Source organism: Mesorhizobium sp. WSM4806, from assembly GCF_055811635.1.
Window position 1 is genome coordinate 83,160 of sequence record NZ_JBVVQZ010000023.1, and the last position, 25,751, is coordinate 108,910.

A 25,751-nucleotide genomic window follows, 5' to 3' on the forward strand; every position below is an offset into this window, starting at 1 on the left:
CGCCGGAAACAGGCTCAGTTCTTCGGTGCTTCCGGCTGCGTGCCATCAGCAGGAGCCGCGGCATTTGACGGTGCTGTGGCCTTTGCCGCCGCGGCCAGCGTTTCGCCGACCTGCTGGGCGAGGTCGCGAGCGAGGCCGTTCTGCCATATCTCGGCGGCCTTGAGCAGCTCACGCGTCACGGCCTGGCCGCTGTCGAGCAGTTTCTTGCCGGTATCGGAATTGTAGAAAGCGGCGATTTCGGTAAGCTCTTTTTCGGAAAATACCTTGGCATAGGCCAGGGCCGCTTCCTTCTCGAGATCGGCGCGGCGCGAGGCCAGCGCCAGAGCCTTTTCGCTAACCGTTCTGCCGATCAGCTCCTGCATGTCCGGGTTCTTTTGGATAAGCTGCTGCTGAAGCGCGGCGGCGGCCTGCGGCAGGATGTTGTCGAACGGGTCCGTCGCGTCGATCGCCGCGACTGCGGCGCGGGCTGCCTTAAGATGCCCTTCGCTGACGTCCTGCGAGAACGCCGGCGATGAAAACGCAAAGACGGCTGAAGCTGCCAGAATTGCAGAAAAACGGCGAACCCGGTTATGCAACATCATGATCGATAGAACTCCCTGGTTTTCGGGCGGCATGGACGGTTTGGACGCCGTCGCCGGCTATGATGGCCGCTGATGCCAGCCCGATGAAAAGACCATGCTCGACCACGCCCGGAATGGCATGGAGAGCATTCGAAAGCGCTCTTGTATCCGGAATGCGGCCAAAAGATGCATCGAGGATAAAATGGCCGCCGTCTGTAACAAAAGGCTGGCTTCCCGTCATCCTCAATGTGACGGGGCCGGAAAGGCCGAGCCTTCCGGCTGCCGCGGCGACGGCGATTTCCGTGGCACGCAGGCCGAACGGGTTGACCTCGATCGGCAGTGGAAAACGGCCGAGCGTCTCGACCATCTTCGAACGGTCGGCGATGACGATCATGCGGGCGGAAGCCGCCGCCACGATCTTTTCGCGAAGCAGCGCACCGCCGCCGCCCTTGATCAATGTCAGCTCCGGATCGATCTCGTCGGCGCCGTCGATGGTAAGGTCGAGCTCGGGCGTTTCTTCCAGCGTCGACAGTGGCACGCCAAGCTCGCCGCAGAGGATAGCGGTGCGCTCCGAGGTCGGCACGCCGATAATGGTAAGGCCGGTGGCGACCTTTTCGGCGAGCAGCCGCACGAACTCGTCGGCCGTCGAGCCGGTGCCGATGCCAAGCCGCATGCCATCGCTGACATGGGCAAGTGCCGCCCGCGCGGCCTCGACCTTCAGTTGCCTCGCATCCATGCTTTGCCCCGGATTTCGCTTGTTTCGGCGCTCCTAGCATCTTTGCCCGTCCGGTCAAAGACTTTGCCCTGTGGATTGACGCCCTGTGGATTGAGTTGGCACGGCTTGCCTGGATGGGCTGCAGCGGCTATCGCCTGCCGGCAGCGCAATCGTCACAGGACATGCCATGACCCGACCGATCATCGTGTTCGACCTCGACGGGACGCTGGTCGACACAGCGCCGGACCTGCTCGACAGCCTCAACCACAGCCTTGCCGCCAGCGAACTCGCAGCCGTCGACGAGGCCGGCTTCAAGCGCTTCGTCGGCCATGGCGGCCGGGTGATGATCGAGCGCGCGCACGCCGCGCAGCAGAGATCGCTGGTGGTAGAGGAACACGACCGATTGCTAAAGCTGTTCCTCGATCACTACACCGACAACATCCCGGGCAAATCGCTCCCCTACCCCGGCGTCGTCGAGACGATCGCGCGATTCGAGGCGGCTGGCTATCTCCTGGCCGTCTGCACGAACAAATACGAAGCCAACTCGGTGGCGCTGATCGAGGCGCTCGGCCTGGCGAAGCATTTCGCGGCGATTTGCGGTCAGGACACGTTTGCGTTCCGCAAGCCCGACCCGCGCCATCTGACCGAAACCATCGTGCTCGCCGGCGGCGATCCGCACCGCGCGCTGATGGTCGGTGATTCGCAGACCGACATCGATACGGCGAAGGCGGCCGGCATTCCCGTGGTGGCAGTGGATTTCGGCTACACCGACCGCCATGTGCGCGAATTCGAACCGTCGGCGGTGATCTCGCATTTCGATGCGCTGACGCTTGGTCTGGCCGAACGCCTGATTGCCGCTGCCGGGCACTGAGCGCGACGGCGACCGGCCCGCTCCCGGCGGGATTGCATTCGGTCTTCGTCGGAACGCCAGCACATCGCCTTGACTTCCCCGGCCGGCCTCCCTTATATCGCGGCGCGCTTGGCCTTCGGGCAACGAGCGGGCGATTAGCTCAGCGGGAGAGCACACCCTTCACACGGGTGGGGTCGCAGGTTCAATCCCTGCATCGCCCACCAATACCAGCTTCCCGTACAAAGTTACCATCCGCTTCGGAGCCGCCTACGCTTCGAGCTTCCGCCTCATCGCAAGGTTTGCCATGACCCGGTTCATGCGATTCGCCAGGCAGCCGAGGACACATCACAAGCGCTGTCTACCCTTGGAATCGCTCAAGCTGCACATTGAACGCGGCCGGGAGAAAGTTGACGGACGATAAAATCGTCCTAGGTGAACTGCTATCTCAGTGGCCCGGGAACTGACGAGGGGAAATCGCCGTCGACCTCCTGCTCGATTAGTAAAACTGCGCAATTGCAAATGCGTCCGGCTTCCGCGAACATTGCTGGACCCCATCAAGGGCCCGTAGCGGCCGACCCGAAACTGAGCGCTGGCTTCCCGGCCCGCTGTCCTGGCGGCCTCGCCTTGGATCCAGCCAGCGTCCTTAAAGTCAAAAGGGAGGAATATCAGATGAAAGTGACAAAACACCTCACCGGTGTGGTGATCGCGTCGACCTGTCTGTGTGCACCCGCGCTGGCGCAGACCAAGTTGACCATGTGGTATCACGGCGCCGGCAATGAGGTGGAGTCGCGAATCCTCAACCAGATCATTTCCGACTTCAACACCAGCCAGTCCGACTGCACGGTGACCATCGAGAGCTTTCCCGAGAAGAGCTACAACGATTCCGTCGCGGCGGCGGCCCTCGCGGGCAACCTGCCCGACATCCTGGATGTGGACGGGCCGGTCATGCCCAATTGGGCCTGGGCCGGCTATCTGCAGCCGCTGCCGATCGACGAGAGCGAGTTCGCCGACTTCCTGCCCGGCACCAAGGGCGTGTGGGACGGCAAGCTCTATTCGGTCGGTCTGTGGGACGCGGCGGTGGCGCTTTTCGCACGCCAATCCACGCTGGACGCGCTGGGCTTGCGCACCCCGACCCTCGACAAGCCCTGGTCGCGCGAGGAATTCATGGCCGCGCTCGATGCCGCTAAGGCCTCCGGCAAGTATGAATTCGCCCTTGATCTCGGCATGAACGACCAGGCCGAGTGGTACTCCTACGCCTTCTCGCCGTTCCTGCAGAGCTTCGGCGGCGACATCGTCGACCGTTCGACCTACAAGACGGCGGAAGGCGCGCTGAACGGCGAGGCTGCGCAGGCGTTCGGCAAATGGTGGCAAGCGCTGTTTACCGGAGGCTATGCGCCGGGCACCAGCGAGGACCCGGCCGATCAGCAGACCGGTTTCATCGGCGGCAAGTTCGCCTTCCAGTGGAACGGCAACTGGCGCGCGGTGGCAACGATGGAAGCCGTGGATGACGTTGTCTTCCTTCCAGCCCCCGATTTCGGCGCCGGCAACAAGATCGGCGCGGGATCTTGGCAATTCGGCGTGTCGGCCAAGTCAAAACATCCGGAAGGCGCTGCCGAGTTCATCAAGTTCGCCGCGCAGGACAAGTACCTGGCCGCCTTCTCCGACGGCATCGGCCTGATCCCGCCGACGCCGTCGGCGGCGCAGATGACGAAGAACTACAAGGATGGCGGCCCGCTCGCGGTGTTCTTCGACCTTTCCAAAGCACAAGCCCTGGTGCGCCCGGTCACCCCGGGCTACGTGGTCCAGGCCAAGGTCTTCACCAAGGCACTGGCCGATATCGCCAATGGCGCCGACGTGGCCGACACGCTTGACGCGGCGGTCGACGAGATCGACGCCGACATCGAAAGCAATGGTGGCTACGGTCACCGCTAGTTCTGTCGCGCCGGGGTCCTCGCCAGCCGCGGACTCCACCCTCTCTGGCTTGCTGGGCGGATACCGCGGATGGCGTCGAAACTGACCCTGTCGAACCGGGCGGGCTGGACATTCGTCCTGCCGGGCTTCGCACTCATCTTCACATTCATCGTGCTGCCGTTTTTCTTCGCGATCGGGCTGTCATTGACAAATCAGCGGCTGCTGTCACCAAACCCCACCCAGTTCGTCGGGTTGGAAAACTATCGGCAGCTCCTCGGCCTTGCGGTGGTGACCCTCGAGCCAGAGCGCAACGATGCTGGCGAAGTGATCCGAAACGAGGCCGGCGAAATCCAGTATCCCCGCCTGCGCGAGATCACCCGTAGCGACGACTATCCTCAGTATCGCGGCATGCGCGAGTGGTTTCGCTGGCAGTCCGGCGAGAACGTCATGGTCGTCATCGCCAACGACGTTGTGTTCATGAAGGCGCTGGTAAACACCTTCCTGTTCGTTTTGGTCGTGGCGCCGGTACAGGGCAGCCTCGCGCTGATGCTTGCTTTGCTGATCAACCACAAGGTCAGGGGCATCAACCTGTTCCGGACCATCTACTTCATGCCGGTGGTGGTCTCCATCGTCGTGGTCTCGCTCCTCTGGCGGTTCATCTATGACGGCCAGAACGGGCTGTTGAACAGCATCCTCCAGGCCCTCACCTTCGGCCTCTTCCAGCCCGTCGACTGGCTCGGCAATCCCTCGACGGCGCTGTCCGCAGTCATGGCCATGTCGATCTGGCAGGCCGTCGGCTTCCACATGGTCATCTGGCTGGCGGGGTTGCAGACGATCAGCCCCACGCTCTACGAGGCCGCCGCCATCGAGGGGGCTTCGAGATGGCAGACCTTCCGCTATGTCACCTGGCCGGGCCTGCGCAACACCGCCGTGCTTGTCCTTGTCGTGATCACCATGCAGGGCTTCGCGCTTTTCGCCCAGATCGACGTGATGACCAATGGCGGTCCGCTCGACAGCACCCAGACCCTCGTCTTCCAGGCGGTCGAGCGCGGCTACGGCAAGCAGGACATCTCCGGCGGCTCGACCATCTCGGTCATCCTGTTCGCGATCGTGCTGGCGATCTCACTCATCCAGCGCTGGCTGACACGGGAGCGTTAGGATGGCCTTCGATCCCGACAATTACGGCCTCAGGCTGTTCGTCCGCTATCTGGTGCTGTGCCTGATCGCGCTGATCTTCGTCTTTCCGCTCGTGTTCATGATCAACTCGAGCTTCAAGCCGGACAGTCAGCTTCTCGCGGACACTTCCAGCCTGCGTGCATTCCTGCCCGTCGGGGACATCAGCCTCAACAACTATTTCGGTGCGTTTCGGCGGGCGCCTGTCGGCCTGTTCGTCCTAAACTCGGTTCTGGTCACCGGGGTGACCGTCCTTCTCTCGCTGCTGATCTGTTCGCTGGCCGCGTTCTCCTTTGCTTTCCTGCGGTGGAAGGGGCGCGATGTCCTGCTCTCGATCGTCATCGCGACGCTGATCATCCCTTTCGAGACCATCGCTATCCCGCTCCTGCTCCTGGTCTCGAAACTGCCCTGGATTGGGCTTGATGGGCTGCATTGGGGCTGGCTCAATACCTACCGGGTGCAGATCATCCCGTGGATCGCCGACGGACTGACGATCTTCCTGTTCGTGCAGTATTTCAAAGGGCTGCCGGGCGAACTGATTGAAGCAAGCCGGGTGGAGGGCGCGAATTGGTGGCAGGTCTACTATCGCGTCGTCATGCCGCTTTCAGGGCCGGTACTGGCGACTGCCGCCATCCTGAAATTCCTCGTCATGTACAACCAATATCTCTGGCCGCTGATCGTGGTGCAGCAGGAAGGCTATCGCCCGGTCATGGTCGGCCTCGGCTACTTCTTTCAACTCAACGTCGCCTGGGGCGAAGTCATGGCTTATCTCACCCTTATCACCGTCCCGGTGCTGGTCTTCTACCTGTTGCTGCAGCGCGCCTTCATCGCGTCGATCGCCTCGACCGGCGTGAAGGGCTGACTGCATGGCTCTCGCGCTCAAACGCCAGTGGATCTGGGACGGCCGGTCAGCCCCATTCCTCAAGGCCGACCAATCGATCGGAGACCCCGAATTGCCGCACATGAATCAGGAAACGGGAGCCATCGCTCATGGCTGAGGTCTCACTCAAGGGCGTCAAGAAATCCTTCGGTCGCGTCGAAATCATCAAAGGCGTCGATATCCACATCAACGACGGCGAGTTCGTCGTCTTTGTTGGACCGTCGGGCTGCGGGAAGTCCACCTTGCTGCGCATGATCGCCGGACTCGAGGACATAACCGAAGGCACCCTCGAGATCGGAGGCCGGGTGGTCAACCAGCTGCAGCCCAAGCAACGCGGTGTTGCGATGGTGTTCCAGAGCTATGCCATCTTTCCGCACATGACCGTGCGCGAGAATATCGCGTTCGGCCTTACGATCGCGGGCGCTTCCAGGCAGGAAAAGCAGCAGAAGGTGGCCGAGGCCGCACGCATCCTGCAAATGGAACATTTGCTCGACCGCCGGCCAAGTCAGCTTTCGGGCGGCCAGCGCCAGCGCGTCGCCATCGGGCGCGCAATCACCCGGAAACCGGCCGTATTCCTGTTTGACGAGCCGCTCTCCAACCTCGACGCCGCACTGCGCATGGACATGCGCATGGAAATCGGCCGGCTGCGCAGGCAACTGGGCACAACGATGATCTATGTCACCCACGACCAGGTCGAGGCGATGACGCTGGCTGACAGGATCGTCGTGCTGAAGGACGGTCAAGTCATGCAGATCGGAGCGCCGATGGAGCTCTATCACGAGCCGGCCAACAGGTTCGTAGCCGGCTTTCTGGGAGCCCCGTCGATGAATTTCCTGAACGTCGACGTCCTCGCCCTCGATGGCGAAGCGGCAATGGTTGGCAACCAATCCCTGGAGCCGATCAGGGTAGCGACCAGAAGGCGCGCCTTCCGGAAAGACGGCAAGGCCATCCTGGGTGTCCGTCCGCAGTACCTGCGGCCGGTGCAATCTGGAAAAGGCTTGCTGCATGGCATCGTGGCACATGCCGAGCGATTGGGCAGCGAGACGGTCGTCGACCTGACCCTTCGCGATAACAGCGAACTCATTGCGGCCTTCAATGAAGACAAGGTCTTTGAACCGGGTGACGCTCTGGAGCTCACGTTCGACACGGCCTTGGCCCACCTCTTCCCCGACGAAGGTGAGTTGCAGACGCATTAGCATGAGCAACGACAACAAGATGCGTCTGCCAATTTCGCGGGTGTCCGTTCCGGAACCCGAAACAAACCTGCCCGGAACAAACCTGCATGGCCGCGAGTTTCTACTTTTGCGAGAAGTGAGGGAAAGCCATGTTCAGACTTGTTTTGGCGACAGGCGTCGTAGTTCTCTTTTTCGGTGAACCGGCCCTTGCCGCAGACGGAAGTCCGTTGCCGCCGCAGAATGCCAGGAAACTGTCGGAAATAATCGCCAAGGTCGAGCAGCGCGACGACTTCCGCTACGTCGACGAGGTCGCCTGGGACAGCGGTGCCTACACCGTTACTTATTACACGACCGACAAGGCGAAGGTCGAAATCACCTACGATCCGGTAACAGCCGAGCCCAAATAGATCGCCACTCCAGGCAATAGGTGCCCAGGTCGGCGACACTGATGGCGGCGCGGCCGGGTCCGGCGCCCGCTCTCCCCCGCGTTAGCGTCCTCAGATCGCCGGCGAGCGCACTGCTTGCGTGCTGTCGAGCGCCTGCTGCAGCCGCGTGTCGCGGTCGTAGACGTCGCTGAAATATTCGACTTTGCCGGACATATCAGGCCAGGCGGTGAAATAGGCGACATAGACCGGGATCCTGCGCGCTACCTTCTCCGTCGCATGTCCGTGCTTCAGCTTCTCCGCGATGTCATCGACCGAGGTGCCGAGCACGGCCGCCGCCATGCCGCGCGGATCCTGCAGGCGAACGCAGCCATGGCTGAGCGCGCGCATGTCACGCTCGAAAAACGTCTTTTGCGGCGTGTCGTGCATGTAGATGGCGTGCTTGTTGGGGAACAGGATCTTCAGTTCGCCCAGCGCATTGGCCTCGCTCGGCAGCTGGCGCACGCCATAAGGTATCTTCGCGCCATAGGCGCCCCAATTGACCGAGGAGGAGGGAATGCGTTTGCCGCGCGCGTTGACCACTTCGTAGCCTGCGCGGTCGAGATAGCCGGGATCCCTGCGCAGCCGGGGCAGCATCTCGTTGACGAGGATCGACTGCGGCACGCCCCAATAGGGGTGGAAGTCGACCTGCTCGAGCTGATCGTAGAAGAAGGAAGTCTGGTTGGTGGTCTTGCCGATGACGACGCGGGTCTTCAGCTTCTCCTCGCCATTCTCGATGTAGCTCGCGGTAAAGGCCGGCTGGTTGATGAAGACACGCGGGCTGCCGAGATCGGATGGCAGCCAGCGCAACTCTTCCAGCGCGACATGCACCTTTTGAATCTTGTCGGCCTTGGACGTCCCGACCAGCGCCGCGACGGTGCGCGGACCGATGACGCCGTCGCCCTTCATGCCAGCCTTTTTCTGCACCGCCTTGATGACCGGCACCAGTTCCGGGGCATAGACCTCGCTGGTGGCGAGCCTGGCCAATATCTCGCCATAGGCGCCGCCCGTCTCGTCGTCGAGATTGCGCGCTATCTTCGTCAGAAGCTTCGGTAGTTCGGGGCTGGTCTCCCCCGGCTTCAGCAACAGCTTGGGATCGACGACGATCTCGTCTTCGGCGCTGGCCTGGAGTGATTCCAGTTCGACGCGCAGCGCCTGATATTCGGCGTTCTGCGGATGCCGCGATTCGAGATAGGTGCGCACTTGCTGGGTGCGTGTCAGCGTTTTCAGCACGCCTTCCATGTCGAGCGGCTTGACCGGGAAATCATAGTAGCCGGTGATGCGATTGGGATCGACGCGGCCGCTTTGCGCGTCGTGGACATAGCGCAAGACGCGCGCTGACAGCGCCATCTCGAAGCGGACAAGTTCCTTCAACCGCGCATCGGCGCTGCCGGTCGATGCGCCGGCGGCAGGCACTTCAACCGTATAGTCGGCCGGCGTGAGGCCATAGCTCGTCGTCTCGCCAAGCACCCGCACCGCATCTTGCGCGCGGCTGTTGGCATTGGCTCCCGTCACCCAGATGAAATCCGGATTGGCCGCGTAATAGGCGACGAGCGCCTTGGCGATGTCTTTCTCGGCGTAGAGCTCGTAATCGTTCAGTCCGGCAATCGCTTCGCGGAAGGCCGCGCCGGTGGCGGAAGAAGGCTGGAATGCGGCGTCTTGTGGCATTGCCGGCTCCGGCGCTGCCGTCAGCGTCGAGAAGTCGACGCGCACGAGCGGATCGCTCTTGTAGGTGTAATAGGACGGGCCGCGGATCCGAGAGGCAGCGGGCGCTGCTGCATATGGCTTGTATTTCGGCCTCTGCCTTGATGGCGGCAGGGGGAAATCAGCTCGCGGCGAATGCCTGACACCACCGCCGAAGAGCCTCTCGAAAAACCCTTGCGCGTCTGCCTGCGGCACGCCGAAGGCCAGCATTGCCGCGACCGCCGCAAGCGGCATCACGGTTGCTTTGTTTCCGAGGAATTTCATGGGATCACCCGCTCCGGCTGCAACCGGCTCCGTTCCGCATCGCTTGACGGTCTCGCCCACCGCATCATGGATGTAGGGCGCGACTACACCGATTCATACTGATTTCGTTAAGCTTTCATAAATTTCAGGAGGTCTGTTGCAGAACAGTTTCACAACGGTGGCAACCGAAGCGAATTGGGTCCGCTCCGGTTCCAGCAAATAGCGCTCAGGTCGGGCGATGGCGCCGCGGCGATGGGAGCCAGCTCAACCAGCCTCTAAGCAGCATTCGGCTGCAAGGAAGCGCTCTTCCTCGAAGCGGTCGATCTCTACACGCAGGTCGAAGCCGTCGCTGTTTAATGCAGCGATACCGGCTCCCGGTGTTCGGCAACGAAGCCGACCGCACGCTCGACCACGCCCTTGTCGGCAAGGATGCGGCGGTGGCCGAGCCCGTCGGCCCAGTAAAGCCGCACATGGTCGCCGGCGCCGGCATAGAGCCTTGCATGGTCGGCGGACACTTCGCGGTCGTCCGGCGCATGGATGACCAGCGTTGGCACCGGCGTGCCGGCAAGCTGGCGGTCGCCGGTGAATTCGTGCAGCGGCCGGCCGGCGATGCGTTCGACCCGGTCGGCCATGGCGGCCTGCGAGCGTGGGCCGACACTGAGCATGCGGCTGAAATCGTTGAAGATCTCCGGCAGCGAGCTCGGTGCCGCGATCAGCACCAGCCGCTCGGCCGCCAGCGGCGGAACGTCTTTGACCGAACCGACGACGGCATTGGCGGCCACGGCACCGCCGAAGGAATGGCCGACGACCGCCACGAACGGGCCGAACCATTCGCCAGCGAGTCGGGCGGCCTCTACAGCGCTGACCAATGTGAGCCGGCGGCCCTGCGACTGGCCGTGGCCCGGCAGGTCGAGCGAGACAACCTTGTAGCCGGCGTCTCGATAGGCTTCGATCAGCGTGCGCATATATTCGGTGCGCGAACGCCAGCCATGGATGACGAGCACCGTGCCGGCGGCCCGCCTGCCCGGCTCTGGCCTGAATTCATGCACCATGACGCAGCCGTTTTTGGTCTTCAGCCGATGATGGCGCGCCTCGGCCATGAAGCCGGCGGCGCGGTCGACGGCGCGCCGCTCGCCGTCGCTGAGGATTTTGGCGTTCGGCGTGCGGCAGAACAGTTCGAATGCCGCGCGACCGGTCAGGCGGGGAGCCACATGTTCGGCGGCGGCAAACACGCCCCGGATGACCTTCAATCCAAATGATGCCATAGTGGCAATCCATCCATTCGTTCAAGCATGAACATAATAGTTCAAACATGAACATTAAACAAGAGCTGCCCTGGGACAACCCGCGTTTTCGCAACTGGGTCGCGGTGGCGCGCGCCTGCCATGCGCTGGAACGCACGCTGGCAGTGAAGCTAGCGCCGCTGGACCTGAAGCCGGCGCAGCTCGACGTGCTGATGAACCTTTACCGCCATCCCGGCATGTCGCAGCACGATCTCGCCCGCCGGCTGCTGGTCGGCCGTTCCAACATCACCATGCTTTTGCCGCAACTCGAGACACGCGGCCTGCTGCGCCGCGAAGGCGATCAGAAGGACAAGCGCGTGCTGCGCCTGACCCTGACCGAAGCCGGCACGGAACTGCTGATGCAGGCGCTGAAGGTCCACATGGCGCTGATCGAGAAAGCGATGAGCCAGTCGACGCCGGAGCAATGCGACATGATCGGCGAGCAGATGCGAAAGATTGCCGACCTGCTCAAGGAAGCATGACTGGAGCATCGGACCCAAAAGCCCGCCCTCGAGCCCGCCCCGGGGTGGAAATCGGTTTTGGGAAAATCCGATGCTCAAACAAAGGATGGCGCTCGCGGAGCGACCCGCTCACCACATCGACTTTTTCGCGCGCTCCGGCCATTCCCTGTCGTAAGCCTCGCCGTCGATGCCTTTCCGGTTGGTTATTTCCAGGATTTTTCCGGGTGTCGGCAGCGACTTCGGGTCGACATGCCTCGCCGGGTTCCACAGTTCCGATCGGACAATGGCGCGGGCGCACTGGAAATAGACCGAATCGACATGGATGACCGTGACCGAACGCGCCGGTCGGCCGTCGACGCTGAACGAGGCGCACAGCGCGGCATCCGTGGTGATGTGGGCGCGGCCGTTGACGCGCAGCGTCGTGCCGCAGCCTGGGACCAGGAACAACAGGCCGACGCGCGGATCGCGAATGATGTTTTTTAGCGAATCGGCACGGTTGTTGCCGCGCCGGTCCGGCATCATCAGGGTTTTCGGATCATGGATGCGGACGAAGCCGGCGAGATCGCCGCGCGGCGAGCAATCCAGGCCTTCCGGCCCGCTGGTCGCGAGCGCGGCAAAAGCCGAGGCCTCGATGAAGGCGGCGTATTCGGGGATCACATGGTCGAGTTCCTTGACCATCGAGGTCTCGCCGGGCAGGCCATAGAGCGCTTCGAGCTGCTCGACCGTGGTGATGACGGACATGTTTTCGCCTCCGAGTATCCGCAGCCGCTACTCCAATTCCGTGACGTCTTGACGACACGTGCTGCACCTCATTTCGACCGTCTGGAAACGGGTGTCGATCCCCCAATATTAAGGGGTAAGCCACGTTGATAGCACGATCCTGAAACGGAGACGGAAAATGGATAAACCCTTCGATCGGCGACGTACCGCCTTGGAACTTCTCGAAAATATGTTCGAGGCTGAGATGCGCTTCCTGCAATCAGGGTCGGAGAGCCTCGATATCCTTGCCAGCGCGTTTCACGCGGAAGTTGTCGTGCATGAGCCGCAGTCCCTGCCCTATGCCGGCGACTGGAATGGCCTCGACGGCGTTGGCGCCCTTTTTCGCAAGATGCGGGAAATCTGGAGCGACGTGACCGTGGAAAGCCTTCAGGCCGCCCAAAACGATGACATGGTATTCATGAGCTGCACACTTGCGCTGACATCGCGGGCCAATGGTGCAACCATCAAACAGCCATTTGCCGAAGTCTTGCGCTTCAAGGATGACCGGCTGATCGAAGGCACGCCGTTTTATTACGACACCAGCGAAATACTGGCGATCCTGCGTTGACCGGAGCGTCCCGCCCGAACCATTCAACGATCGCGGCTTAGCCCCTTCTCTTCCAGCTCGGCGAGATAGGCGGCCCAGCGTGCGTCCTTCTCACGACCCAGCGTATGCAGGTAATTCCAGGTGAAGATGCCGGTATCGTGGAAATCGTCGAAGGTGATGCGGACGGCATAGTTGCCGACCGGTTCGATCTTCAGGATCGCAACGTTGCGCTTGCCGGGAACGGTCACGCGCTGTTCGGGCGAATGGCCCTGCACTTCGGCCGATGGCGAGGCAACCCGCAGCAGCTCCGCCGGCAGCTCGAACGGCTGATGGCCAGGGAACGTCACGGTAAGCAGCCTGCGGTCCTTCGAGACCCTGAGTTCCTTCGGCGCCGTCATGGTGATAGGTTCCACATCATCTGTCCTTTCCCTACGCCGCTTCGCGCAGCGGGAAAAGGCCGCTTCGAAACTTCCGACACGATCTGTCGGCGGTGTGATGTTGCCTAATGCATGTCGCGCAAAATTGTGCAGCGGTTTTTGCGATAACGACATGCATAAAACAACAACCTAAAGCGCGTCGTATGAGGCCGGTCGAACGCGACGCGCTTTCGGAATCGGAACTTCTTGACTTGAATGGTTGGTTGGATCGTATCACATAGCCATATATAACGAAGCCGTTCGCAGCCACGGGAAACGCACCAGCATGGACATGATCGATCCTTTTGGTCGCACGATCAGCTATCTGCGCGTTTCGGTCACCGACCGCTGCGACTTCCGCTGCACCTATTGCATGGCCGAGGACATGGCTTTCCTTCCCAAGAAGGATTTGCTGTCGCTGGAAGAGCTCGACCGGCTATGCACTGTTTTCATTGAAAAGGGAGTCAGGAAACTGCGTCTTACCGGCGGCGAGCCGCTGGTGCGCAAGAACATCATGCATCTGGTGCGCCAGATTTCGCGTCATCTCGAAAGCGGCGCTCTGGAAGAACTGACGCTGACCACCAACGGCTCGCAGCTTTCGCGCTTTGCCGCTGAACTCGCCGATTGCAGGGTCAAGCGCATCAACGTCTCGCTGGACACGCTGGACCCGGAAAAATTCCGTCAGATTACCCGCTGGGGCAATCTCGACAAGGTCATGGATGGCATCGACGCCGCGCAGGCAGCGGGACTGAAGGTGAAGCTCAATGCGGTGGCGCTGAAGGATTTCAATGACGCCGAACTGCCCGAGATGCTGCGCTGGGCGCACGGCCGCGGCATGGAGTTGACTGTCATCGAAACCATGCCGATGGGCGAGATCGACGCCGACCGCACCGACCAGTATCTGCCGCTGTCGCTGCTGCGCGCAGTACTCGAGCGGCAGTTCACGCTGACCGACATCCCCTACAAGACCGGTGGCCCGGCCCGCTACGTCCACGTCGCCGAGACCGGTGGCAGGCTCGGCTTCATCACGCCGATGACGCATAATTTTTGCGAAAGCTGCAACCGCGTCCGGCTGACCTGCACCGGCACGCTCTATATGTGCCTCGGCCAGGAAGATGCCGCCGACCTGCGCGCACCGTTGCGTGCATCCGAAGGCAACGAACTGGTCGCCGACGCCATCGACGAAGCCATTGGCCGCAAGCCAAAGGGCCATGATTTCATCATCGACCGCCGCACCAACCGTCCGTCGGTATCGCGGCACATGAGCGTCACCGGCGGCTGATCTTCCTGGTCGCACCGCCGAAATAAATCCTGCCGCTCTTGCGAGGAGGTTGTAACGAGCCGCCGAAGGCCGTGGACCAGCCCTTTGACGTTGCTGTCTTGCCGCCGGCTGGTAGAGGCTTGATGCAGGACCACAGTGGTAACGCCTTTGCTTTTTTCCCCAAATCTTCGCGGTGCACTGTTCATGGTGGTGGCGATGAGTGGTTTCACCCTCAACGACGCGATCACCAAAGTCGCGTCGGAATCCATGAACATGGCGCAGGTCATGCTGATCCGCGGCGCCTTCGCTTCGCTTTTCGTAGGCCTGCTTGCCTGGCAACGCGGCGCGCTTGCCCTGCCCGGCTCGATGCTGCAGCCGATGGTGGCGATACGCGTGATCGGCGAAGCCGGCGCTACCGCGTCGTTTCTCATCGCCCTTGCCCATCTGCCGATTGCCAATGTCTCGGCCGTGCTGCAGGCGCTGCCGCTGGCGGTGACGATGGGCGCAGCACTTGTGTTCAAGGAAGGCGTCGGCTGGCGGCGCTGGCTGGCCATCGCCATCGGCTTTGCCGGCGTGCTGATCATCGTGCGGCCCGGCTTCGAGGGGTTCAGCATCTATTCGCTGCTGGCACTGGCCTGTGTCGCCTGTTGTGCGGTGCGTGACCTCGCCACCAAGCGGATACCGCAAGCCATTCCGACATTGCTGGTGTCGACCACCACGGCAGTCGCCATGACCGTGCTCGGCGCGGCGCTGCTTTTGCCGATGGGCGGATGGACACCGATGACGGGGGAAAGCACGGCGTTCCTGGCATTGGCGGCAGTGCTCGTGGTCATCGGTTACCAGTTCATCATCATGGCGATGCGGGTGGGCGACATCTCGTTCATCGCGCCGTTCCGCTACACGGCCCTGCTCTGGTCGATCCTGCTTGGCCTGTTCATCTTCGGCGACGTTCCTGACCTGCCGATGATCCTCGGCGCCAGCATCATCGTCTGCTCCGGCCTCTACGCACTTTACCGCGAACGGATCGTCGGCCGGCGCAAGACAGCCGCCGAAAGCGCTGGACCTGATATGGCGCCGGACGGCATATAGGCTTGCCATTCGCCACGAGTGACCTTGTCCGTGTCGAGGGTCTGTTGCAGAGCATGAAGCCATGATGAGACGCGTCTTCGGTATCACCGGCTGGAAGAATTCCGGCAAGACGACACTGACCGAAAAGCTGGTCGCCGAACTCGTCCGGCGTGGCTGGAAAGTCTCGACGGTAAAACACGCCCATCATGCCTTCGACATCGACAAACCGGGGGCGGACAGTTTTCGCCATAGGCAGGCCGGGGCCACTGAAGTCGCCATCGTGTCGGACAGGCGCTGGGCGCTGATGCACGAATTACGCAGCGAGGACGAGCCGACGCTGGATGCGATCCTGTCGCGGCTCGGCACCGCCGACATCGTGCTGGTCGAAGGCTACAAGCGCGAGGCGCACAGCAAGATCGAGACGCGGCGGCTGGAGGCCAAGGACCAGGCACCGCTTTCGGCAAATGATCCGCACATCGTCGCCATCGCCGCCGACTTCACCATCGCCGACGAAAGCCTGCCCGTCTTCGATCTCGACGACACCAGATCGATAGCCGACTTCATCGAGCGCGCGACAGGTTTGACGCGCTGAGGGTACTGCCGAAGAAGGATCAGCCGCCCCCTGTTTCCCCGTTGCTATACCTGCCGCAACGTCAGCATTGTCCGGCAATGCGAAACCCGCAAGCAACGGTTTTACAGTTGCTTTTTCTTGGGAAAGAATGGGAGTATCGCGCCAGCGGGCGGTCAACAGAACCGCCCACAGAGCCGCTCGGAACGACGGCCGGGGACATACAGAGAGGACTATCATGCGTACTGCACTGCGTATAGCGCTCGCCGCATCGGCGGCGCTGCTGACATTGGGCGTTGCCCAGGCTCAAGAGAAAACCTTGAGGATCGGCTCGGAGGGAGCCTATCCGCCGTTCAACAACCTGACCGCTGATGGCCAGCTCGTGGGCTTCGACATCGATATCGCCAAGGCGCTTTGCGACGAGATGAAGGTGACGTGCACTTTCGTCGCGCAGGATTGGGACGGCATCATCCCGGCGCTTCAGGCCGGCAAGTTCGACGCCATCGTCGCCTCGATGTCGATTACGCCGGAGCGTGCCGAGAAGGTCGACTTCACCAACAAATACTACAACACGCCGCCGGCCATCGCCGCGCCCAAGGACAGCGATATCAAAGGCGTGACCAAAGAGGACCTGGCCGGCAAGACGATCGGCGTGCAGGCGTCCACCACCCACTTCAATTATTCAACCAAGACTTATGCCGACAGCACAATCAAGCCGTACCCGACCGCGCAGGAATACCAGCTCGATCTCGCCAATGGCCGCGTCGATGCGGTCAACGACGACATCACCGTCATCGAAGGCTGGCTTGCCACGCCGGACGGCGCCTGCTGCAAGCTGATCGGCGCGATCACGCCCGACATCGAGATCCATGGTCCGGGCGCCGGCATCGCGGTACGCAAGGGCGATACCGCGTTGGTCAATCAGTTCAATAAGGCGATCGACGCCATCCGCGCCAACGGAAAGTACAAGGAAATCAACGACAAGTACTTCAAGTACGACGTCTACGGCGGCGAGTCCTGATCCTTCCGGGTTGACGGCGAACGGCGGGACATCCCCGCCGTTTGCGCAAGGCGCGGCGCGCCAGGGCTGACGCCGCGCTCTCAAAAAAAGCATAGAGGAGAACAGGCAGGCGGATGCAAAGCGTTTGGACGCTGCTCAGTTGGGGACCCGAAGGCTGGCTCGACGACATCGCCTATGGTGTCTTCATCACCGTTTTGCTTGCAGCCGCGACCCTGCCTGTCGGTCTGATGATCGGCTTTCTGGTCGCACTGGCCAAGCAATCCAACGAACCGTCGCTGCGGCTGGCCGGCAATATCTACACCACGATCTTTCGTGGATTGCCTGAGCTGCTGACCCTGTTCATGATCTTTTACGGCGCGCAAATCGGCATCCAGCAATTGATGCGCCTGTATGACCCGACCGCCGCGGTCGAAGTGAATGCTTTTGTTTCCGGCATGATCGCGCTCGGCGTCGTCTTCTCGTCCTACGCCAGCGAGGTCTTCCTCTCGGCATTCCGCGCCATCCCGAAGGGACAGTATGAGGGCGGCTATTCGGTTGGCCTGTCGGGCGGGCAGACGATGCGACTGGTGGTGCTGCCGCAGCTTATCCGCATCGCCCTGCCGGGTCTTGCCAATCTGTGGCTTATCTTGCTCAAGGACACTGCGTTAGTTTCGGCGATTGGCCTTGCCGATATTCTGCGGCAGACCGGTGTTGCTGCCCGCGTGACCAAGCACGCCTTCCTTTTCTATGGATTTGCGGCCCTTATCTATCTGCTCCTCGCCATCATATCGTCTTTCGGCATCAATGCCATTGAACGCAGGGTTGGCCGACAACAGGTGCAACGATGAGTGCGGCAGCGGCCGACGTGGCGACCAAGGTCGAAAAACCGCCGGCAATCCCGCGCGGCTGGTCCCGGCAACGTGTATTGGGATATGCGTTGGTCGGTCTCTGGATCGTGCTCGGCATCGGCATGATTGTATACTTGGTCGAGGCTTGGAATTCCGAACTCTTCCAAAAATACGCCCCGGGCTACATCTCTGGCCTGGGAGTGACCCTCACGCTTGTCGCTGTGTCGATCGTATTGGGAGCCGTTCTTTCAGTTCCTGTCGCGTACGCGCGGATGTCCAGGAACCGGACCCTGTCCAGCTTTGCCTACGCTTACGTCTACTTCTTCCGCGGCACTCCGCTTTTGACCCAAGTCTTTCTTATCTACTATGGAGTGGGTTCGTTTCGACCGGCACTTGAAGCTGTCGGCCTGTGGGGCTTTTTTCGCGAAGCTTGGTACTGCGCCATTTTCTCGTTCACACTCAATACAGCAGCCTATCAGGCTGAGATCCTGCGCGGCGCAATCGAGAGCGTGCCCAGGGGCCAGTGGGAAGGCGCTGCCTCGCTTGGCCTGCACAAATTGCAAACACTGCGCAAGATCATCCTGCCACAGGCATTGATCGTGGCGCTGCGCCCCTACGGCAACGAGATCATCCTAATGATCAAGGGCTCGGCCATCGTAGCCCTCATCACCGTCTACGATCTGATGGGCATCACGAAGCTCACCTATTCGCGGACTTTCGACTTCCAGTCCTATGTCTGGGCGGCGATCATCTATCTGATCATTGTCGAAACGCTGCGCCACGTAGTCGAATGGATTGAACGGCGCATTACGATCCATCTGCAACGCTGACTCCCATCGCTTTGCCTGATCCGCTAAGAAGGCCGGAAAACAGGATTGAAGGGATTCGAAAACATGGCATCGGTGGCATTTCTCGGTCTTGGCGTCATGGGCTATCCAATGGCCGGACATCTCAGGAACAAGGGCGGCCACGACGTTACCGTCTACAACCGCACCAAAGCAAAGGCCGAGCAATGGGTTGCCCAGTATGGCGGCAGTGTTGCCAACACGCCGGCTGAGGCCGCCGACGGCAAGGACTTTGTCTTTTGCTGCGTTGGCAATGACGATGATTTGCGCGCGGTGACGATTGGAGCCGAGGGTGCGTTCCAGTCGATGAAGAAGAAAGCCATCTTCATCGACAACACCACGGCCTCGGCTGAAGTCGCGCGCGAACTGGCGGAGAAGGCGCAAGTTCGCGGTTTTTCGTTCCTCGACGCACCGGTCTCCGGCGGTCAGGCCGGCGCCGAAAACGGCATCCTGACCGTCATGGTCGGCGGCGAACAGAAAGCCTTCGAGCAGGCGAAGCCTGTCATCGATGCCTATGCCCGCATGGTCGGGCTGATGGGCCCGGCCGGCTCGGGCCAACTCACCAAGATGATCAACCAGATCTGCATCGCCGGCCTTGTCCAAGGGCTGGCCGAAGGTATTCATTTCGGAAAGAAGGCTGGGCTCGACATCGAAAAGGTCATCGAGGTGATTTCCAAGGGCGCGGCCGGCTCATGGCAGATGGAGAACCGCCACAAGACGATGAATGCCGGCAAATATGATTTCGGCTTCGCCGTCGACTGGATGCGCAAGGACCTCGGCATCTGCCTAGCGGAGGCCGACCGCAACGGCGCCAAGCTGCCGGTGACGGCACTTGTCGACCAGTTCTACAAGGATGTGCAGGGCATGGGCGGCAAACGCTGGGACACGTCTTCGCTGCTGGCGCGATTGGAGAAGTAGGTTTTGTCGTGGCCGAGCTTTCGCCTCAATCCAGCGCCGAGGAGATTGTCGCCCATCTGCGCTCGATCGGCTCGCAGGAGAACCGCCTTGGCATGCTGCGCTACGGCATCAAGATCGAACGTGCGCTCGGAATCTCGCATGGCGTGCAGAGGCAGATTGCCAAGAAAATCAAGCGCAACCATGAGCGTGCCTTCGAACTATGGGAGTCGGGCATCATGGAAGCGCAGTTCATCGCTTCCGTCACAGCCGATCCGAAGCGGTTTTCTGCTGCGGATGCAAGACGATGGGCGGCGACTTTCGACTCGTGGGATATCGTCGACGGCGTCTCCGATCTCTTTGTCGATACGGATTGCTGGAAGGAGCTGATAGAAGAGTTCGCGGCCGACGAACGCGAGTTCGTTCGACGCACGGCCTTTGCCATGATGGCCTGGTCGGTCGTCCACCGGAAGAAGGAGCCAGAGACGACCTTCCTCGACTTCCTGCCGATCATCGAAGCGCACGCCAGCGATGCCCGTAATTTTGTGAAGAAGGCAGTGAACTGGGCGCTTCGCTCTATCGGCAAGCGGTCGATGAATTTGCACGGCGATGCCCTTGCCCTGGCACAGAAGCTTGCTGGATCGACCGACAAGACGGCGCGCTGGATCGGCAAGGACGCTGCACGGGAGCTTTCCGATGCCAAGACGCTTGAGCGGCTCGCCAGGAAAAGCTGACCGGAGCCAAATCCGCTTTACTGAGGTGACGCGATCCACGCGCGCCGATTTCGAAAACCTGTTCGAGCAGGCGGGCGGCCCGAAATATTGCTGGTGCATGGCCTGGCGCCACCTCGAAAACCGCGAGCACGCGTCCAACGATGAGCGGAGACGGGCCATGATGGCGCTCATCGAAGCCGGCACGCCGGTCGGTATCGTTGCCCATGCCGAAGGCAACACCGTCGGCTGGTGCTCCGTGGCGCCACGCGAGACCTATCGCAAGCTGTCGCAGGCGCAGGACGACAGCGAGGCGGGCGTGTGGTCGATCGTCTGCTTCTATGTGCCGAGGGCGTCGCGCGGCCGTGGACTGGCAAGCGCCCTGCTCGACGCGGCCATCGATCACGCCTTCGCCAACGGCGCCAGGACCATCGAGGCCTATCCAGTCGACCAGGCGTCGCCGAGTTACCGTTTCATGGGCTTTCGAGAGATGTTCGTGGCCCGCGGATTCCATGAGATCGGCATGGCTGGCTCGCGCCGGCATGTGATGCGCTTGGAGCGTTGAGGAAGCCAGACGCTACCGGCGCAGGTCGTGAACATCAAGTTCCGTCCACATCCACTCAAAACTGTAAGCGGCCATGGGATGGGCGCGGTCAGGCTGCCTGGCGGTCTGGTTTTCCAAATATTTGAGCCACTCGGCGACCTTTTGCCGGCCAGTTCGGGTCTTGACGGCCTGACGCGGTGTCTTGCCTCCAAGCATTTGGACCGGCTGATCGAGGGTTTCCCGATAATGTTGATCCAGGTATTCGTGAACGACCTGTTCAGCGAGTTCCGGCGGCATCTCCGATGATGGCGTCCTGCCATCCTTGGCTGGCCGTTCGGCCATCATCTACTGTATGGTCCGGATTTCGGTAAGAGGTGTTCGGACCAGATCGCCGAGGGCTCGCTGGTCAGGGCCGTCCCTTTTTCCGCCCGCTCGGCGGAATTGGCGGATAGACACAGGAAACCGCCTTTCAATTCGACATTGCCCAACACGCGCCAACCGCTGTCCATCGCGGTGTCCAGGGAAAGCTGGCCCGCCTCCTTGAGTTTGTCCTCGCCTGGCGGCATGTATTCCAGCCAGTTCCAGAACTTGTGCATTTTCCTGCGACATGCCCGCTATGCCGTTCAGCAGGGCGGCGATGTCCTCCTGCGTCGCGCCGGCGGCCAGGGGAAAGCGGACATCATGAAACATGAATTCGTCGCCTTCGGCATTTTGGAGCATCGGCATGTCCATCACCTTGTCAAAGGCGTCGAACACCCATATGAGCGTGAACGTGAACGCCACCGCCCGCAGGTCTTCATCCCTTATGGCCGGCAGCTTTCTAGCGTTCTTTTTGCCGAACACGTCCAACAGGGCATCGAACAAGGATTGGGTGGCCTCTCGGGTGAAGGGAAGAACACCGCCGGTAAGGATATTCTTTCCGAAGACGGGCACGATTCTCGCCGCAATCTTGTCCCACTGCTTCAACGTCTTGGTGGCGGTGCCCTCTTTGACGGCGATCGGCTCGCCACCGCGGAGAAGATCGCACGCCATAAACGATTGCCCCGGAACGACGTCGCTCACCTCATACAAGCTCATGACGGAGGTACGCAGCGCGCCCATATAGGCCCTCGTTTGCGCATTTTCCTTCCAGCCTCTGCGCTCGAGATACTTATCGACGATGTTGCTGGGTTCGCCCTCGAAATCCTGGGTAGGAAATCCTCGAAGGCACAGCCCTAAAGATTCATGACTCTGTCGTCACCGAGGACCTCGGCGAGTTCTTCGAATTCCATGTCCCCGTCGCCAAGGATCGGGCCGAAATGTTCGTCGAAAACTTCCTCGAAACATTCGCGCCATTCGTCACGGCTGAGGAATTTCATCAGCCCGTTGAGATCATGGCTGGTCGGCATTGAATTTCTCCAGGTTCAGGCGATATCCGAAGATAGGGTTTCTGTCGTCTGGCATCGCTGGGTCGGGTTATTCTGCGCCGCCGAGCCGACTGGGCAAGAATTTTTTTGGCGATTTCCTCCCTTTCTTCGGATCGAACTCCCCGCGCCGGTGCCGGCGTGCCCTTCAGTGGGGGCGGCAGCCTCAACGACGGTTTGCCCCACGGTAGCCCCACCGGCATGGCACTCGATGTTGCATTCTGCGATAACAAGTGGATCACTCCGTTACCGATACTTCACGACGGGTTTACCCGATCCAGCCACGGACTGGCGAAGGATGAAGCCAATGAACAATTGTCTCAAATCAGGCGCGGCCTTGGCTGTCGCACTCGGCCTCTCCATTGCCACCGCTTCCGCCGAAACCGCGCGCATATTCTGGAAGGACCTGCGCCCGGCGACCCAACCCGCTGCCGAAAGTGTCGGATTGCCGATGGGCGCGGCAAAAATGCCTGACCGCGGCGAGACGCTGTCTGTCAATTTGCGAGACAAGGCCGTCCAACTGGCGGGCTACGCGCTGCCGCTCGATCGGGACGGCGATCTAGTCTATCAGTTCCTGCTGGTGCCGTGGACAGGTGCGTGCAGCCACATGCCGACGCCGCCGCCCAATCAGATCGTCCTCGTCACGCCCGCCCGCCCCTACAGGATGTCGCAAGCCTATCAGCCGGTTGCCGTGACCGGAGCGCTGGAGCCGGGCATGGAGAAAAGTCAGCTGTTCATCCTCGACGGTGTCAGCGTGATCCAGTCGGGTTACACCGTGCGCAAGGCGGAGGTGACGGATGTCGATGGTGTGCCGGACACGATCACGCTGCCGGCAAACTCGCCGTGGAGTTTCCTCAACAAAAAAAAGAACTAAGCAACAACTCCTCAGGCAGCGTTGGCGCCCGATTCCTTGTCCAGGACCATGTAGTCGAGCGGCATTTCGGTCGTGTATTTGATCTGCTCCATGGCAAACGACGACGAGACGTCGCGGATCTCGATCTTGGCGATCAGCCGCTTGTAGAAGGCGTCGTAAGCAGCGATGTCGGGCACCACCACGCGCAAGAGATAGTCGACGTCGCCGCTCATCCGGTAGAACTCGACCACTTCCGGAAATTCCTGGATGACCTCCGAAAAGCGGCGCAGCCACTCATGGCTGTGCGAATTGGTGCGGATCGACACGAACACGGTGACGCGCACATTGACCTTTTCATGATCGAGGATGGCGACGCGCCGCTTGATGACGCCTTCCTCCTCGAGCTTCTGGATGCGCCGCCAGCAGGGCGTGGTCGACAGTCCGACTTTCTTGGCGACATCGGCGACCGCGAGCGTCGCGTCCTCCTGCAAGAGGCGGAGGATTTTTCTGTCAAGGCGGTCCATTTGGGTGCTCCCACGGGGATAGATCAGGAATAGATTGGCTATAGTCCTTCTTATTTGGGCCATTCACAAGAAAGAAATTCTGTCAGATGGCGCAAAAGCGAGTGATTTCTTGCTTGCGCGTCAGCCGAGGCGATAGCGGATTTCCGATCTCAGAAACGGCAGCAAATCCATTTCAAACCACGGATTGCGCTTCAGCCAGCCGGTGTTGCGCCACGACGGATGCGGTAGCGGCAGCACTTTCGGGATGGTGGGCGCATCCCAGATGGTGCGCCAATCCATCACCGTCTCCGTCAGCGAGGGCCGGCGCGCGACGCCCATGTGCCAGGATTGCGCATAGAGGCCGATCGTCAGCACCAGGTCGATATGCGGCATCAGCGCCATCAGCGGCGCACGCCAGGCCGCTGCACATTCGCGGCGCGGCGGCAGGTCGCCGCCCTTGGCATCCTGGCCGGGAAAGCAAAAGCCCATCGGCACGATGGCGAATTTTGTCGTGTCGTAGAATTCTTCGCTGCTGACGCCCAGCCAGTCCCGCAACCGATCGCCGGAGGCGTCGGTGAACGGCATGCCTGACATATGCACCTTGGTGCCCGGTGCCTGGCTGGCAATCAGGATACGGGCGCTCGACGACGGCCTGAGCACAGGGCGCGGCTCATGCGGCAGCGGCTGGCCGACCGGGTTTTCGACGCAGATTCGGCAGGCGCGCACCCTCGCCGCGAAGTTTTCCAGGTCTCGATCATGCCTGGGGCTCATCCTCAGGCCGCGGCGCTCGGCCGGCTGGAGATCGCCTGATGCCAGCGCAGCACGTTGACACAGTCTTCCGGCACCTTGATGCGCGCCGGCTTCATGAAGTCGATGGCAATCAGCCCGGTGATGTCGGCGATCGAATAGGCGTCGCCGGCGACGAATTCGCGGTTCGCCAGTTCGTCGTCGAGGAGTTTCAGGAATTCAACGGCTTTCAGCTTGTTGGCCTCGCCCCATTCGGGGATTTGCGGAATTTCCCATTCCTTCATCGCCGGATGGACGTGGCGGAACGCGGCGCTGACGCAGTTGAGCAAGTTGAGCTCCATCCGTCTTTGCCACATCTCGACCAGCGCCTTGCCGAGCGCGCCGCGGCCGAACAACGCCGGTGCCGGGTGCAGTTCCTCGAAATAGCGGCAGATGGCGACGGATTCGGTGATGACGGTGCCGTCGTCGAGTTCGAGCACCGGCAGGCGCTGCAGCGGGTTGCGCGAACTGACCGGCTGCTCTCTGTGCTCCAGTGCGCCCATGTCGACGGGCACCAGCGGAACCTCAAGCCCCTTTTCAGCGAGGAAGACGCGAACCCGCCGTGGATTGGGCGCCCGGCCGCCGTCGAAGAGTTTCATCCCATCCTCCTTTCGCACCGGCCCGAAAACCGGAATCGATTGCCGGAAAGCACGACGCGAAGATTCAAAAATCTCAGCGCATGGCTTGCGCGTCCGACTGGACGCACGTCGCTCTGTTGCAACACTATAGGATTGACCATCACCAGAAGCGAAAAATTTCTCGTAAGCCATCGCCGATCGAAGCCAAGCGACCGTGCTTTCTTTCGACCACTTCGTGATCGCGGCTCTCGCGCCAATCATGCGGCTCGTCGAAAGTGCCGGCCCAGATGCCGGCCTTGCCTGATCGGGCAGCGGCCTCCTCGGTTTCGAAATCGCCATAGGCAACTGCCCAGCCGGCCTCGACCTGGGCGCGGTTGAGATCCTTGCCGCCGGCGTTGCAATCGCCGAGCAGCCGGCGGTATCGATCGCGCTGCCAGCCGGTGCAGGAGACGGGTTTGCCTGATATCAGACGTACCAGCGACTGCCGCGCCAGCTTGCCGCAGGGATAGTCGGCGCCGTCCTTGCGGCAGATCTGCGAATATTCTGGCGCATCAATGCCGCGCATGCGGATGCGCTCGGTACCGAGCGTGATCGTATCGCCGTCATTGACGACGGCGGCACCCTCAGCCTTGCGCGTCTCGATCCGATCAAGGCGCGCCGCCAGAAGGATCAGCAGACCGAGGACAAGCACGGCCAGTGCATAGTCCACCAGCCGGCGCCAAAGGCTTCGCGGCTGCGGCGGGACGTATCGCAGTCCCGGCCGCCGCGACCACGAACGGCTCATATGGCAA

General features: G+C 61.4%; 31 protein-coding genes and 1 tRNA gene. 19 read left to right on the forward strand and 13 right to left on the reverse strand.

Annotation, left to right across the window (positions count from 1 at the left end; genetic code table 11):
• Window positions 1-14: 14 nt before the first annotated feature.
• Both AC0L2M_RS29100 and rpiA read right to left on the reverse strand, forming a co-directional pair.
• Window positions 15-581, reverse strand: a complete 567-nt coding sequence (locus AC0L2M_RS29100; protein WP_023801849.1) for a DUF2059 domain-containing protein — start codon at window positions 579-581, stop codon at window positions 15-17.
• On the reverse strand, window positions 568-1,296 hold the full coding sequence (rpiA, locus tag AC0L2M_RS29105) for a ribose-5-phosphate isomerase RpiA (RefSeq protein WP_023801850.1): 729 nt from the start codon (window positions 1,294-1,296) through the stop codon (window positions 568-570). Before rpiA ends, AC0L2M_RS29100 begins: the two co-directional genes overlap by 14 nt.
• Before the next feature lie 166 nt (window positions 1,297-1,462).
• Between rpiA and AC0L2M_RS29110 the strand changes: the two genes are divergently transcribed.
• The 7 genes from AC0L2M_RS29110 to AC0L2M_RS29140 all read left to right on the forward strand — a co-directional run bounded on the left by AC0L2M_RS29110 (window position 1,463) and on the right by AC0L2M_RS29140 (window position 7,671).
• Window positions 1,463-2,146: a phosphoglycolate phosphatase gene (locus AC0L2M_RS29110; protein ID WP_023801851.1), complete on the forward strand. Its 684-nt coding sequence runs from the start codon at window positions 1,463-1,465 to the stop codon at window positions 2,144-2,146.
• A gap of 128 nt (window positions 2,147-2,274) precedes the next feature.
• A tRNA-Val gene (locus AC0L2M_RS29115) sits at window positions 2,275-2,349 on the forward strand.
• A gap of 445 nt (window positions 2,350-2,794) precedes the next feature.
• On the forward strand, window positions 2,795-4,057 hold the full coding sequence (locus AC0L2M_RS29120) for an ABC transporter substrate-binding protein (protein ID WP_473536552.1): 1,263 nt from the start codon (window positions 2,795-2,797) through the stop codon (window positions 4,055-4,057).
• A gap of 69 nt (window positions 4,058-4,126) precedes the next feature.
• Window positions 4,127-5,194 (forward strand): carbohydrate ABC transporter permease, encoded by a 1,068-nt coding sequence (locus AC0L2M_RS29125; protein ID WP_473536553.1) that lies wholly within the window; start codon window positions 4,127-4,129, stop codon window positions 5,192-5,194.
• A 1-nt stretch (window position 5,195) separates the two neighbouring features.
• Window positions 5,196-6,071, forward strand: a complete 876-nt coding sequence (locus AC0L2M_RS29130) for a carbohydrate ABC transporter permease (RefSeq protein WP_128172529.1) — start codon at window positions 5,196-5,198, stop codon at window positions 6,069-6,071.
• A 128-nt stretch (window positions 6,072-6,199) separates the two neighbouring features.
• Complete coding sequence (locus AC0L2M_RS29135) at window positions 6,200-7,285, forward strand: ABC transporter ATP-binding protein (protein ID WP_023801855.1); 1,086 nt, start codon at window positions 6,200-6,202, stop codon at window positions 7,283-7,285.
• A 128-nt stretch (window positions 7,286-7,413) separates the two neighbouring features.
• On the forward strand, window positions 7,414-7,671 hold the full coding sequence (locus AC0L2M_RS29140) for a PepSY domain-containing protein (protein WP_027151749.1): 258 nt from the start codon (window positions 7,414-7,416) through the stop codon (window positions 7,669-7,671).
• Window positions 7,672-7,761: 90 nt separating this feature from the next.
• Here AC0L2M_RS29140 and AC0L2M_RS29145 read toward each other — a convergent pair whose 3' ends face one another.
• Both AC0L2M_RS29145 and AC0L2M_RS29150 read right to left on the reverse strand, forming a co-directional pair.
• On the reverse strand, window positions 7,762-9,654 hold the full coding sequence (locus AC0L2M_RS29145) for a L,D-transpeptidase family protein (protein WP_473536554.1): 1,893 nt from the start codon (window positions 9,652-9,654) through the stop codon (window positions 7,762-7,764).
• Window positions 9,655-9,986: 332 nt separating this feature from the next.
• Entirely contained in the window at window positions 9,987-10,898 is a 912-nt protein-coding gene (locus AC0L2M_RS29150) for an alpha/beta hydrolase (protein WP_023801858.1), read from the reverse strand.
• Between the two features lie 47 nt (window positions 10,899-10,945).
• Between AC0L2M_RS29150 and AC0L2M_RS29155 the strand changes: the two genes are divergently transcribed.
• The gene (locus tag AC0L2M_RS29155) at window positions 10,946-11,398 is read left to right on the forward strand and encodes a MarR family winged helix-turn-helix transcriptional regulator (RefSeq protein WP_473536556.1); all 453 of its coding nucleotides are present in this window, start codon (window positions 10,946-10,948) and stop codon (window positions 11,396-11,398) included.
• 108 nt (window positions 11,399-11,506) lie between these two features.
• Here the strand turns inward: AC0L2M_RS29155 and AC0L2M_RS29160 are convergent, their stop codons facing one another.
• Window positions 11,507-12,118: a pyridoxamine 5'-phosphate oxidase family protein gene (locus AC0L2M_RS29160; protein WP_473536557.1), complete on the reverse strand. Its 612-nt coding sequence runs from the start codon at window positions 12,116-12,118 to the stop codon at window positions 11,507-11,509.
• Between the two features lie 157 nt (window positions 12,119-12,275).
• Here AC0L2M_RS29160 and AC0L2M_RS29165 point away from each other — a divergent pair, with 157 nt between their 5' ends.
• On the forward strand, window positions 12,276-12,704 hold the full coding sequence (locus AC0L2M_RS29165) for a nuclear transport factor 2 family protein (RefSeq protein ID WP_128169524.1): 429 nt from the start codon (window positions 12,276-12,278) through the stop codon (window positions 12,702-12,704).
• Window positions 12,705-12,727: 23 nt separating this feature from the next.
• Here AC0L2M_RS29165 and AC0L2M_RS29170 read toward each other — a convergent pair whose 3' ends face one another.
• Window positions 12,728-13,081: a gamma-butyrobetaine hydroxylase family protein gene (locus AC0L2M_RS29170; RefSeq protein WP_473536591.1), complete on the reverse strand. Its 354-nt coding sequence runs from the start codon at window positions 13,079-13,081 to the stop codon at window positions 12,728-12,730.
• A gap of 304 nt (window positions 13,082-13,385) precedes the next feature.
• Here AC0L2M_RS29170 and moaA point away from each other — a divergent pair, with 304 nt between their 5' ends.
• From moaA to AC0L2M_RS29215, 9 genes are all read left to right on the forward strand, one after another.
• A complete protein-coding gene (moaA, locus tag AC0L2M_RS29175) occupies window positions 13,386-14,381 on the forward strand; it encodes a GTP 3',8-cyclase MoaA (protein WP_473536558.1) in 996 nt (331 codons plus the stop codon).
• A 147-nt stretch (window positions 14,382-14,528) separates the two neighbouring features.
• Window positions 14,529-15,449, forward strand: a complete 921-nt coding sequence (locus tag AC0L2M_RS29180; protein WP_287241942.1) for a DMT family transporter — start codon at window positions 14,529-14,531, stop codon at window positions 15,447-15,449.
• Window positions 15,450-15,510: 61 nt separating this feature from the next.
• Entirely contained in the window at window positions 15,511-16,020 is a 510-nt protein-coding gene (mobB, locus tag AC0L2M_RS29185) for a molybdopterin-guanine dinucleotide biosynthesis protein B (protein WP_023801865.1), read from the forward strand.
• A 214-nt stretch (window positions 16,021-16,234) separates the two neighbouring features.
• Window positions 16,235-17,017: an ABC transporter substrate-binding protein gene (locus AC0L2M_RS29190; protein WP_027151758.1), complete on the forward strand. Its 783-nt coding sequence runs from the start codon at window positions 16,235-16,237 to the stop codon at window positions 17,015-17,017.
• A 113-nt stretch (window positions 17,018-17,130) separates the two neighbouring features.
• Window positions 17,131-17,844 (forward strand): ABC transporter permease, encoded by a 714-nt coding sequence (locus AC0L2M_RS29195; RefSeq protein WP_023801867.1) that lies wholly within the window; start codon window positions 17,131-17,133, stop codon window positions 17,842-17,844.
• A complete protein-coding gene (locus tag AC0L2M_RS29200; protein WP_287241947.1) occupies window positions 17,841-18,674 on the forward strand; it encodes an ABC transporter permease in 834 nt (277 codons plus the stop codon). Before AC0L2M_RS29195 ends, AC0L2M_RS29200 begins: the two co-directional genes overlap by 4 nt.
• A gap of 63 nt (window positions 18,675-18,737) precedes the next feature.
• Window positions 18,738-19,607, forward strand: coding sequence for an NAD(P)-dependent oxidoreductase (locus AC0L2M_RS29205; RefSeq protein ID WP_473536559.1), 870 nt, complete (start codon window positions 18,738-18,740; stop codon window positions 19,605-19,607).
• Between the two features lie 8 nt (window positions 19,608-19,615).
• Window positions 19,616-20,317: a DNA alkylation repair protein gene (locus AC0L2M_RS29210; protein WP_473536560.1), complete on the forward strand. Its 702-nt coding sequence runs from the start codon at window positions 19,616-19,618 to the stop codon at window positions 20,315-20,317.
• Window positions 20,280-20,858, forward strand: coding sequence for a GNAT family N-acetyltransferase (locus tag AC0L2M_RS29215; protein WP_473536562.1), 579 nt, complete (start codon window positions 20,280-20,282; stop codon window positions 20,856-20,858). Before AC0L2M_RS29210 ends, AC0L2M_RS29215 begins: the two co-directional genes overlap by 38 nt.
• A gap of 12 nt (window positions 20,859-20,870) precedes the next feature.
• On the opposite strand, the gene AC0L2M_RS29220 is transcribed toward AC0L2M_RS29215, so the two are convergent.
• The 3 genes from AC0L2M_RS29220 to AC0L2M_RS29230 are packed head-to-tail and all read right to left on the reverse strand — an operon-like array spanning window position 20,871 to window position 22,225.
• Window positions 20,871-21,182 (reverse strand): hypothetical protein, encoded by a 312-nt coding sequence (locus AC0L2M_RS29220; protein WP_473536563.1) that lies wholly within the window; start codon window positions 21,180-21,182, stop codon window positions 20,871-20,873.
• Complete coding sequence (locus AC0L2M_RS29225) at window positions 21,183-22,049, reverse strand: DUF7986 domain-containing protein (protein ID WP_473536593.1); 867 nt, start codon at window positions 22,047-22,049, stop codon at window positions 21,183-21,185. It abuts the gene before it with no gap.
• Window positions 22,050-22,051: 2 nt separating this feature from the next.
• Window positions 22,052-22,225: a hypothetical protein gene (locus AC0L2M_RS29230; RefSeq protein ID WP_473536564.1), complete on the reverse strand. Its 174-nt coding sequence runs from the start codon at window positions 22,223-22,225 to the stop codon at window positions 22,052-22,054.
• A gap of 322 nt (window positions 22,226-22,547) precedes the next feature.
• Between AC0L2M_RS29230 and AC0L2M_RS29235 the strand changes: the two genes are divergently transcribed.
• Complete coding sequence (locus AC0L2M_RS29235; RefSeq protein ID WP_128172516.1) at window positions 22,548-23,114, forward strand: DUF3299 domain-containing protein; 567 nt, start codon at window positions 22,548-22,550, stop codon at window positions 23,112-23,114.
• A gap of 11 nt (window positions 23,115-23,125) precedes the next feature.
• On the opposite strand, the gene AC0L2M_RS29240 is transcribed toward AC0L2M_RS29235, so the two are convergent.
• The 4 genes from AC0L2M_RS29240 to AC0L2M_RS29255 all read right to left on the reverse strand — a co-directional run bounded on the left by AC0L2M_RS29240 (window position 23,126) and on the right by AC0L2M_RS29255 (window position 25,744).
• Entirely contained in the window at window positions 23,126-23,617 is a 492-nt protein-coding gene (locus AC0L2M_RS29240) for an Lrp/AsnC family transcriptional regulator (protein WP_006333679.1), read from the reverse strand.
• A 120-nt stretch (window positions 23,618-23,737) separates the two neighbouring features.
• Window positions 23,738-24,430 (reverse strand): uracil-DNA glycosylase family protein, encoded by a 693-nt coding sequence (locus AC0L2M_RS29245; protein ID WP_473536594.1) that lies wholly within the window; start codon window positions 24,428-24,430, stop codon window positions 23,738-23,740.
• Complete coding sequence (locus tag AC0L2M_RS29250; protein WP_473536566.1) at window positions 24,370-24,981, reverse strand: glutathione S-transferase; 612 nt, start codon at window positions 24,979-24,981, stop codon at window positions 24,370-24,372. The genes AC0L2M_RS29245 and AC0L2M_RS29250 overlap by 61 nt, the downstream gene beginning before the upstream one ends.
• A 139-nt stretch (window positions 24,982-25,120) precedes the next feature.
• Complete coding sequence (locus AC0L2M_RS29255; protein WP_473536568.1) at window positions 25,121-25,744, reverse strand: thermonuclease family protein; 624 nt, start codon at window positions 25,742-25,744, stop codon at window positions 25,121-25,123.
• Window positions 25,745-25,751 lie beyond the last annotated feature (7 nt).

Excerpts from the sequence above, each read along its gene's own strand:
- AC0L2M_RS29100 (WP_023801849.1), bottom strand. The coding sequence starts at position 581 with ATGATGTTGCATAACCGGGTTCGCCGTTTTTCTGCAATTCTGGCAGCT.
- rpiA (WP_023801850.1), bottom strand. The coding sequence starts at position 1,296 with ATGGATGCGAGGCAACTGAAGGTCGAGGCCGCGCGGGCGGCACTTGCC.
- AC0L2M_RS29110 (WP_023801851.1), top strand. The coding sequence starts at position 1,463 with ATGACCCGACCGATCATCGTGTTCGACCTCGACGGGACGCTGGTCGAC.
- AC0L2M_RS29120 (WP_473536552.1), top strand. The coding sequence starts at position 2,795 with ATGAAAGTGACAAAACACCTCACCGGTGTGGTGATCGCGTCGACCTGT.
- AC0L2M_RS29125 (WP_473536553.1), top strand. The coding sequence starts at position 4,127 with ATGGCGTCGAAACTGACCCTGTCGAACCGGGCGGGCTGGACATTCGTC.
- AC0L2M_RS29130 (WP_128172529.1), top strand. The coding sequence starts at position 5,196 with ATGGCCTTCGATCCCGACAATTACGGCCTCAGGCTGTTCGTCCGCTAT.
- AC0L2M_RS29135 (WP_023801855.1), top strand. The coding sequence starts at position 6,200 with ATGGCTGAGGTCTCACTCAAGGGCGTCAAGAAATCCTTCGGTCGCGTC.
- AC0L2M_RS29140 (WP_027151749.1), top strand. The coding sequence starts at position 7,414 with ATGTTCAGACTTGTTTTGGCGACAGGCGTCGTAGTTCTCTTTTTCGGT.
- AC0L2M_RS29145 (WP_473536554.1), bottom strand. The coding sequence starts at position 9,654 with ATGAAATTCCTCGGAAACAAAGCAACCGTGATGCCGCTTGCGGCGGTC.
- AC0L2M_RS29150 (WP_023801858.1), bottom strand. The coding sequence starts at position 10,898 with ATGGCATCATTTGGATTGAAGGTCATCCGGGGCGTGTTTGCCGCCGCC.
- AC0L2M_RS29155 (WP_473536556.1), top strand. The coding sequence starts at position 10,946 with ATGAACATTAAACAAGAGCTGCCCTGGGACAACCCGCGTTTTCGCAAC.
- AC0L2M_RS29160 (WP_473536557.1), bottom strand. The coding sequence starts at position 12,118 with ATGTCCGTCATCACCACGGTCGAGCAGCTCGAAGCGCTCTATGGCCTG.
- AC0L2M_RS29165 (WP_128169524.1), top strand. The coding sequence starts at position 12,276 with ATGGATAAACCCTTCGATCGGCGACGTACCGCCTTGGAACTTCTCGAA.
- AC0L2M_RS29170 (WP_473536591.1), bottom strand. The coding sequence starts at position 13,081 with ATGACGGCGCCGAAGGAACTCAGGGTCTCGAAGGACCGCAGGCTGCTT.
- moaA (WP_473536558.1), top strand. The coding sequence starts at position 13,386 with ATGGACATGATCGATCCTTTTGGTCGCACGATCAGCTATCTGCGCGTT.
- mobB (WP_023801865.1), top strand. The coding sequence starts at position 15,511 with ATGATGAGACGCGTCTTCGGTATCACCGGCTGGAAGAATTCCGGCAAG.
- AC0L2M_RS29190 (WP_027151758.1), top strand. The coding sequence starts at position 16,235 with ATGCGTACTGCACTGCGTATAGCGCTCGCCGCATCGGCGGCGCTGCTG.
- AC0L2M_RS29195 (WP_023801867.1), top strand. The coding sequence starts at position 17,131 with ATGCAAAGCGTTTGGACGCTGCTCAGTTGGGGACCCGAAGGCTGGCTC.
- AC0L2M_RS29200 (WP_287241947.1), top strand. The coding sequence starts at position 17,841 with ATGAGTGCGGCAGCGGCCGACGTGGCGACCAAGGTCGAAAAACCGCCG.
- AC0L2M_RS29205 (WP_473536559.1), top strand. The coding sequence starts at position 18,738 with ATGGCATCGGTGGCATTTCTCGGTCTTGGCGTCATGGGCTATCCAATG.
- AC0L2M_RS29215 (WP_473536562.1), top strand. The coding sequence starts at position 20,280 with ATGCCAAGACGCTTGAGCGGCTCGCCAGGAAAAGCTGACCGGAGCCAA.
- AC0L2M_RS29220 (WP_473536563.1), bottom strand. The coding sequence starts at position 21,182 with ATGATGGCCGAACGGCCAGCCAAGGATGGCAGGACGCCATCATCGGAG.
- AC0L2M_RS29230 (WP_473536564.1), bottom strand. The coding sequence starts at position 22,225 with ATGCCGACCAGCCATGATCTCAACGGGCTGATGAAATTCCTCAGCCGT.
- AC0L2M_RS29235 (WP_128172516.1), top strand. The coding sequence starts at position 22,548 with ATGAACAATTGTCTCAAATCAGGCGCGGCCTTGGCTGTCGCACTCGGC.
- AC0L2M_RS29240 (WP_006333679.1), bottom strand. The coding sequence starts at position 23,617 with ATGGACCGCCTTGACAGAAAAATCCTCCGCCTCTTGCAGGAGGACGCG.
- AC0L2M_RS29250 (WP_473536566.1), bottom strand. The coding sequence starts at position 24,981 with ATGAAACTCTTCGACGGCGGCCGGGCGCCCAATCCACGGCGGGTTCGC.
- AC0L2M_RS29255 (WP_473536568.1), bottom strand. The coding sequence starts at position 25,744 with ATGAGCCGTTCGTGGTCGCGGCGGCCGGGACTGCGATACGTCCCGCCG.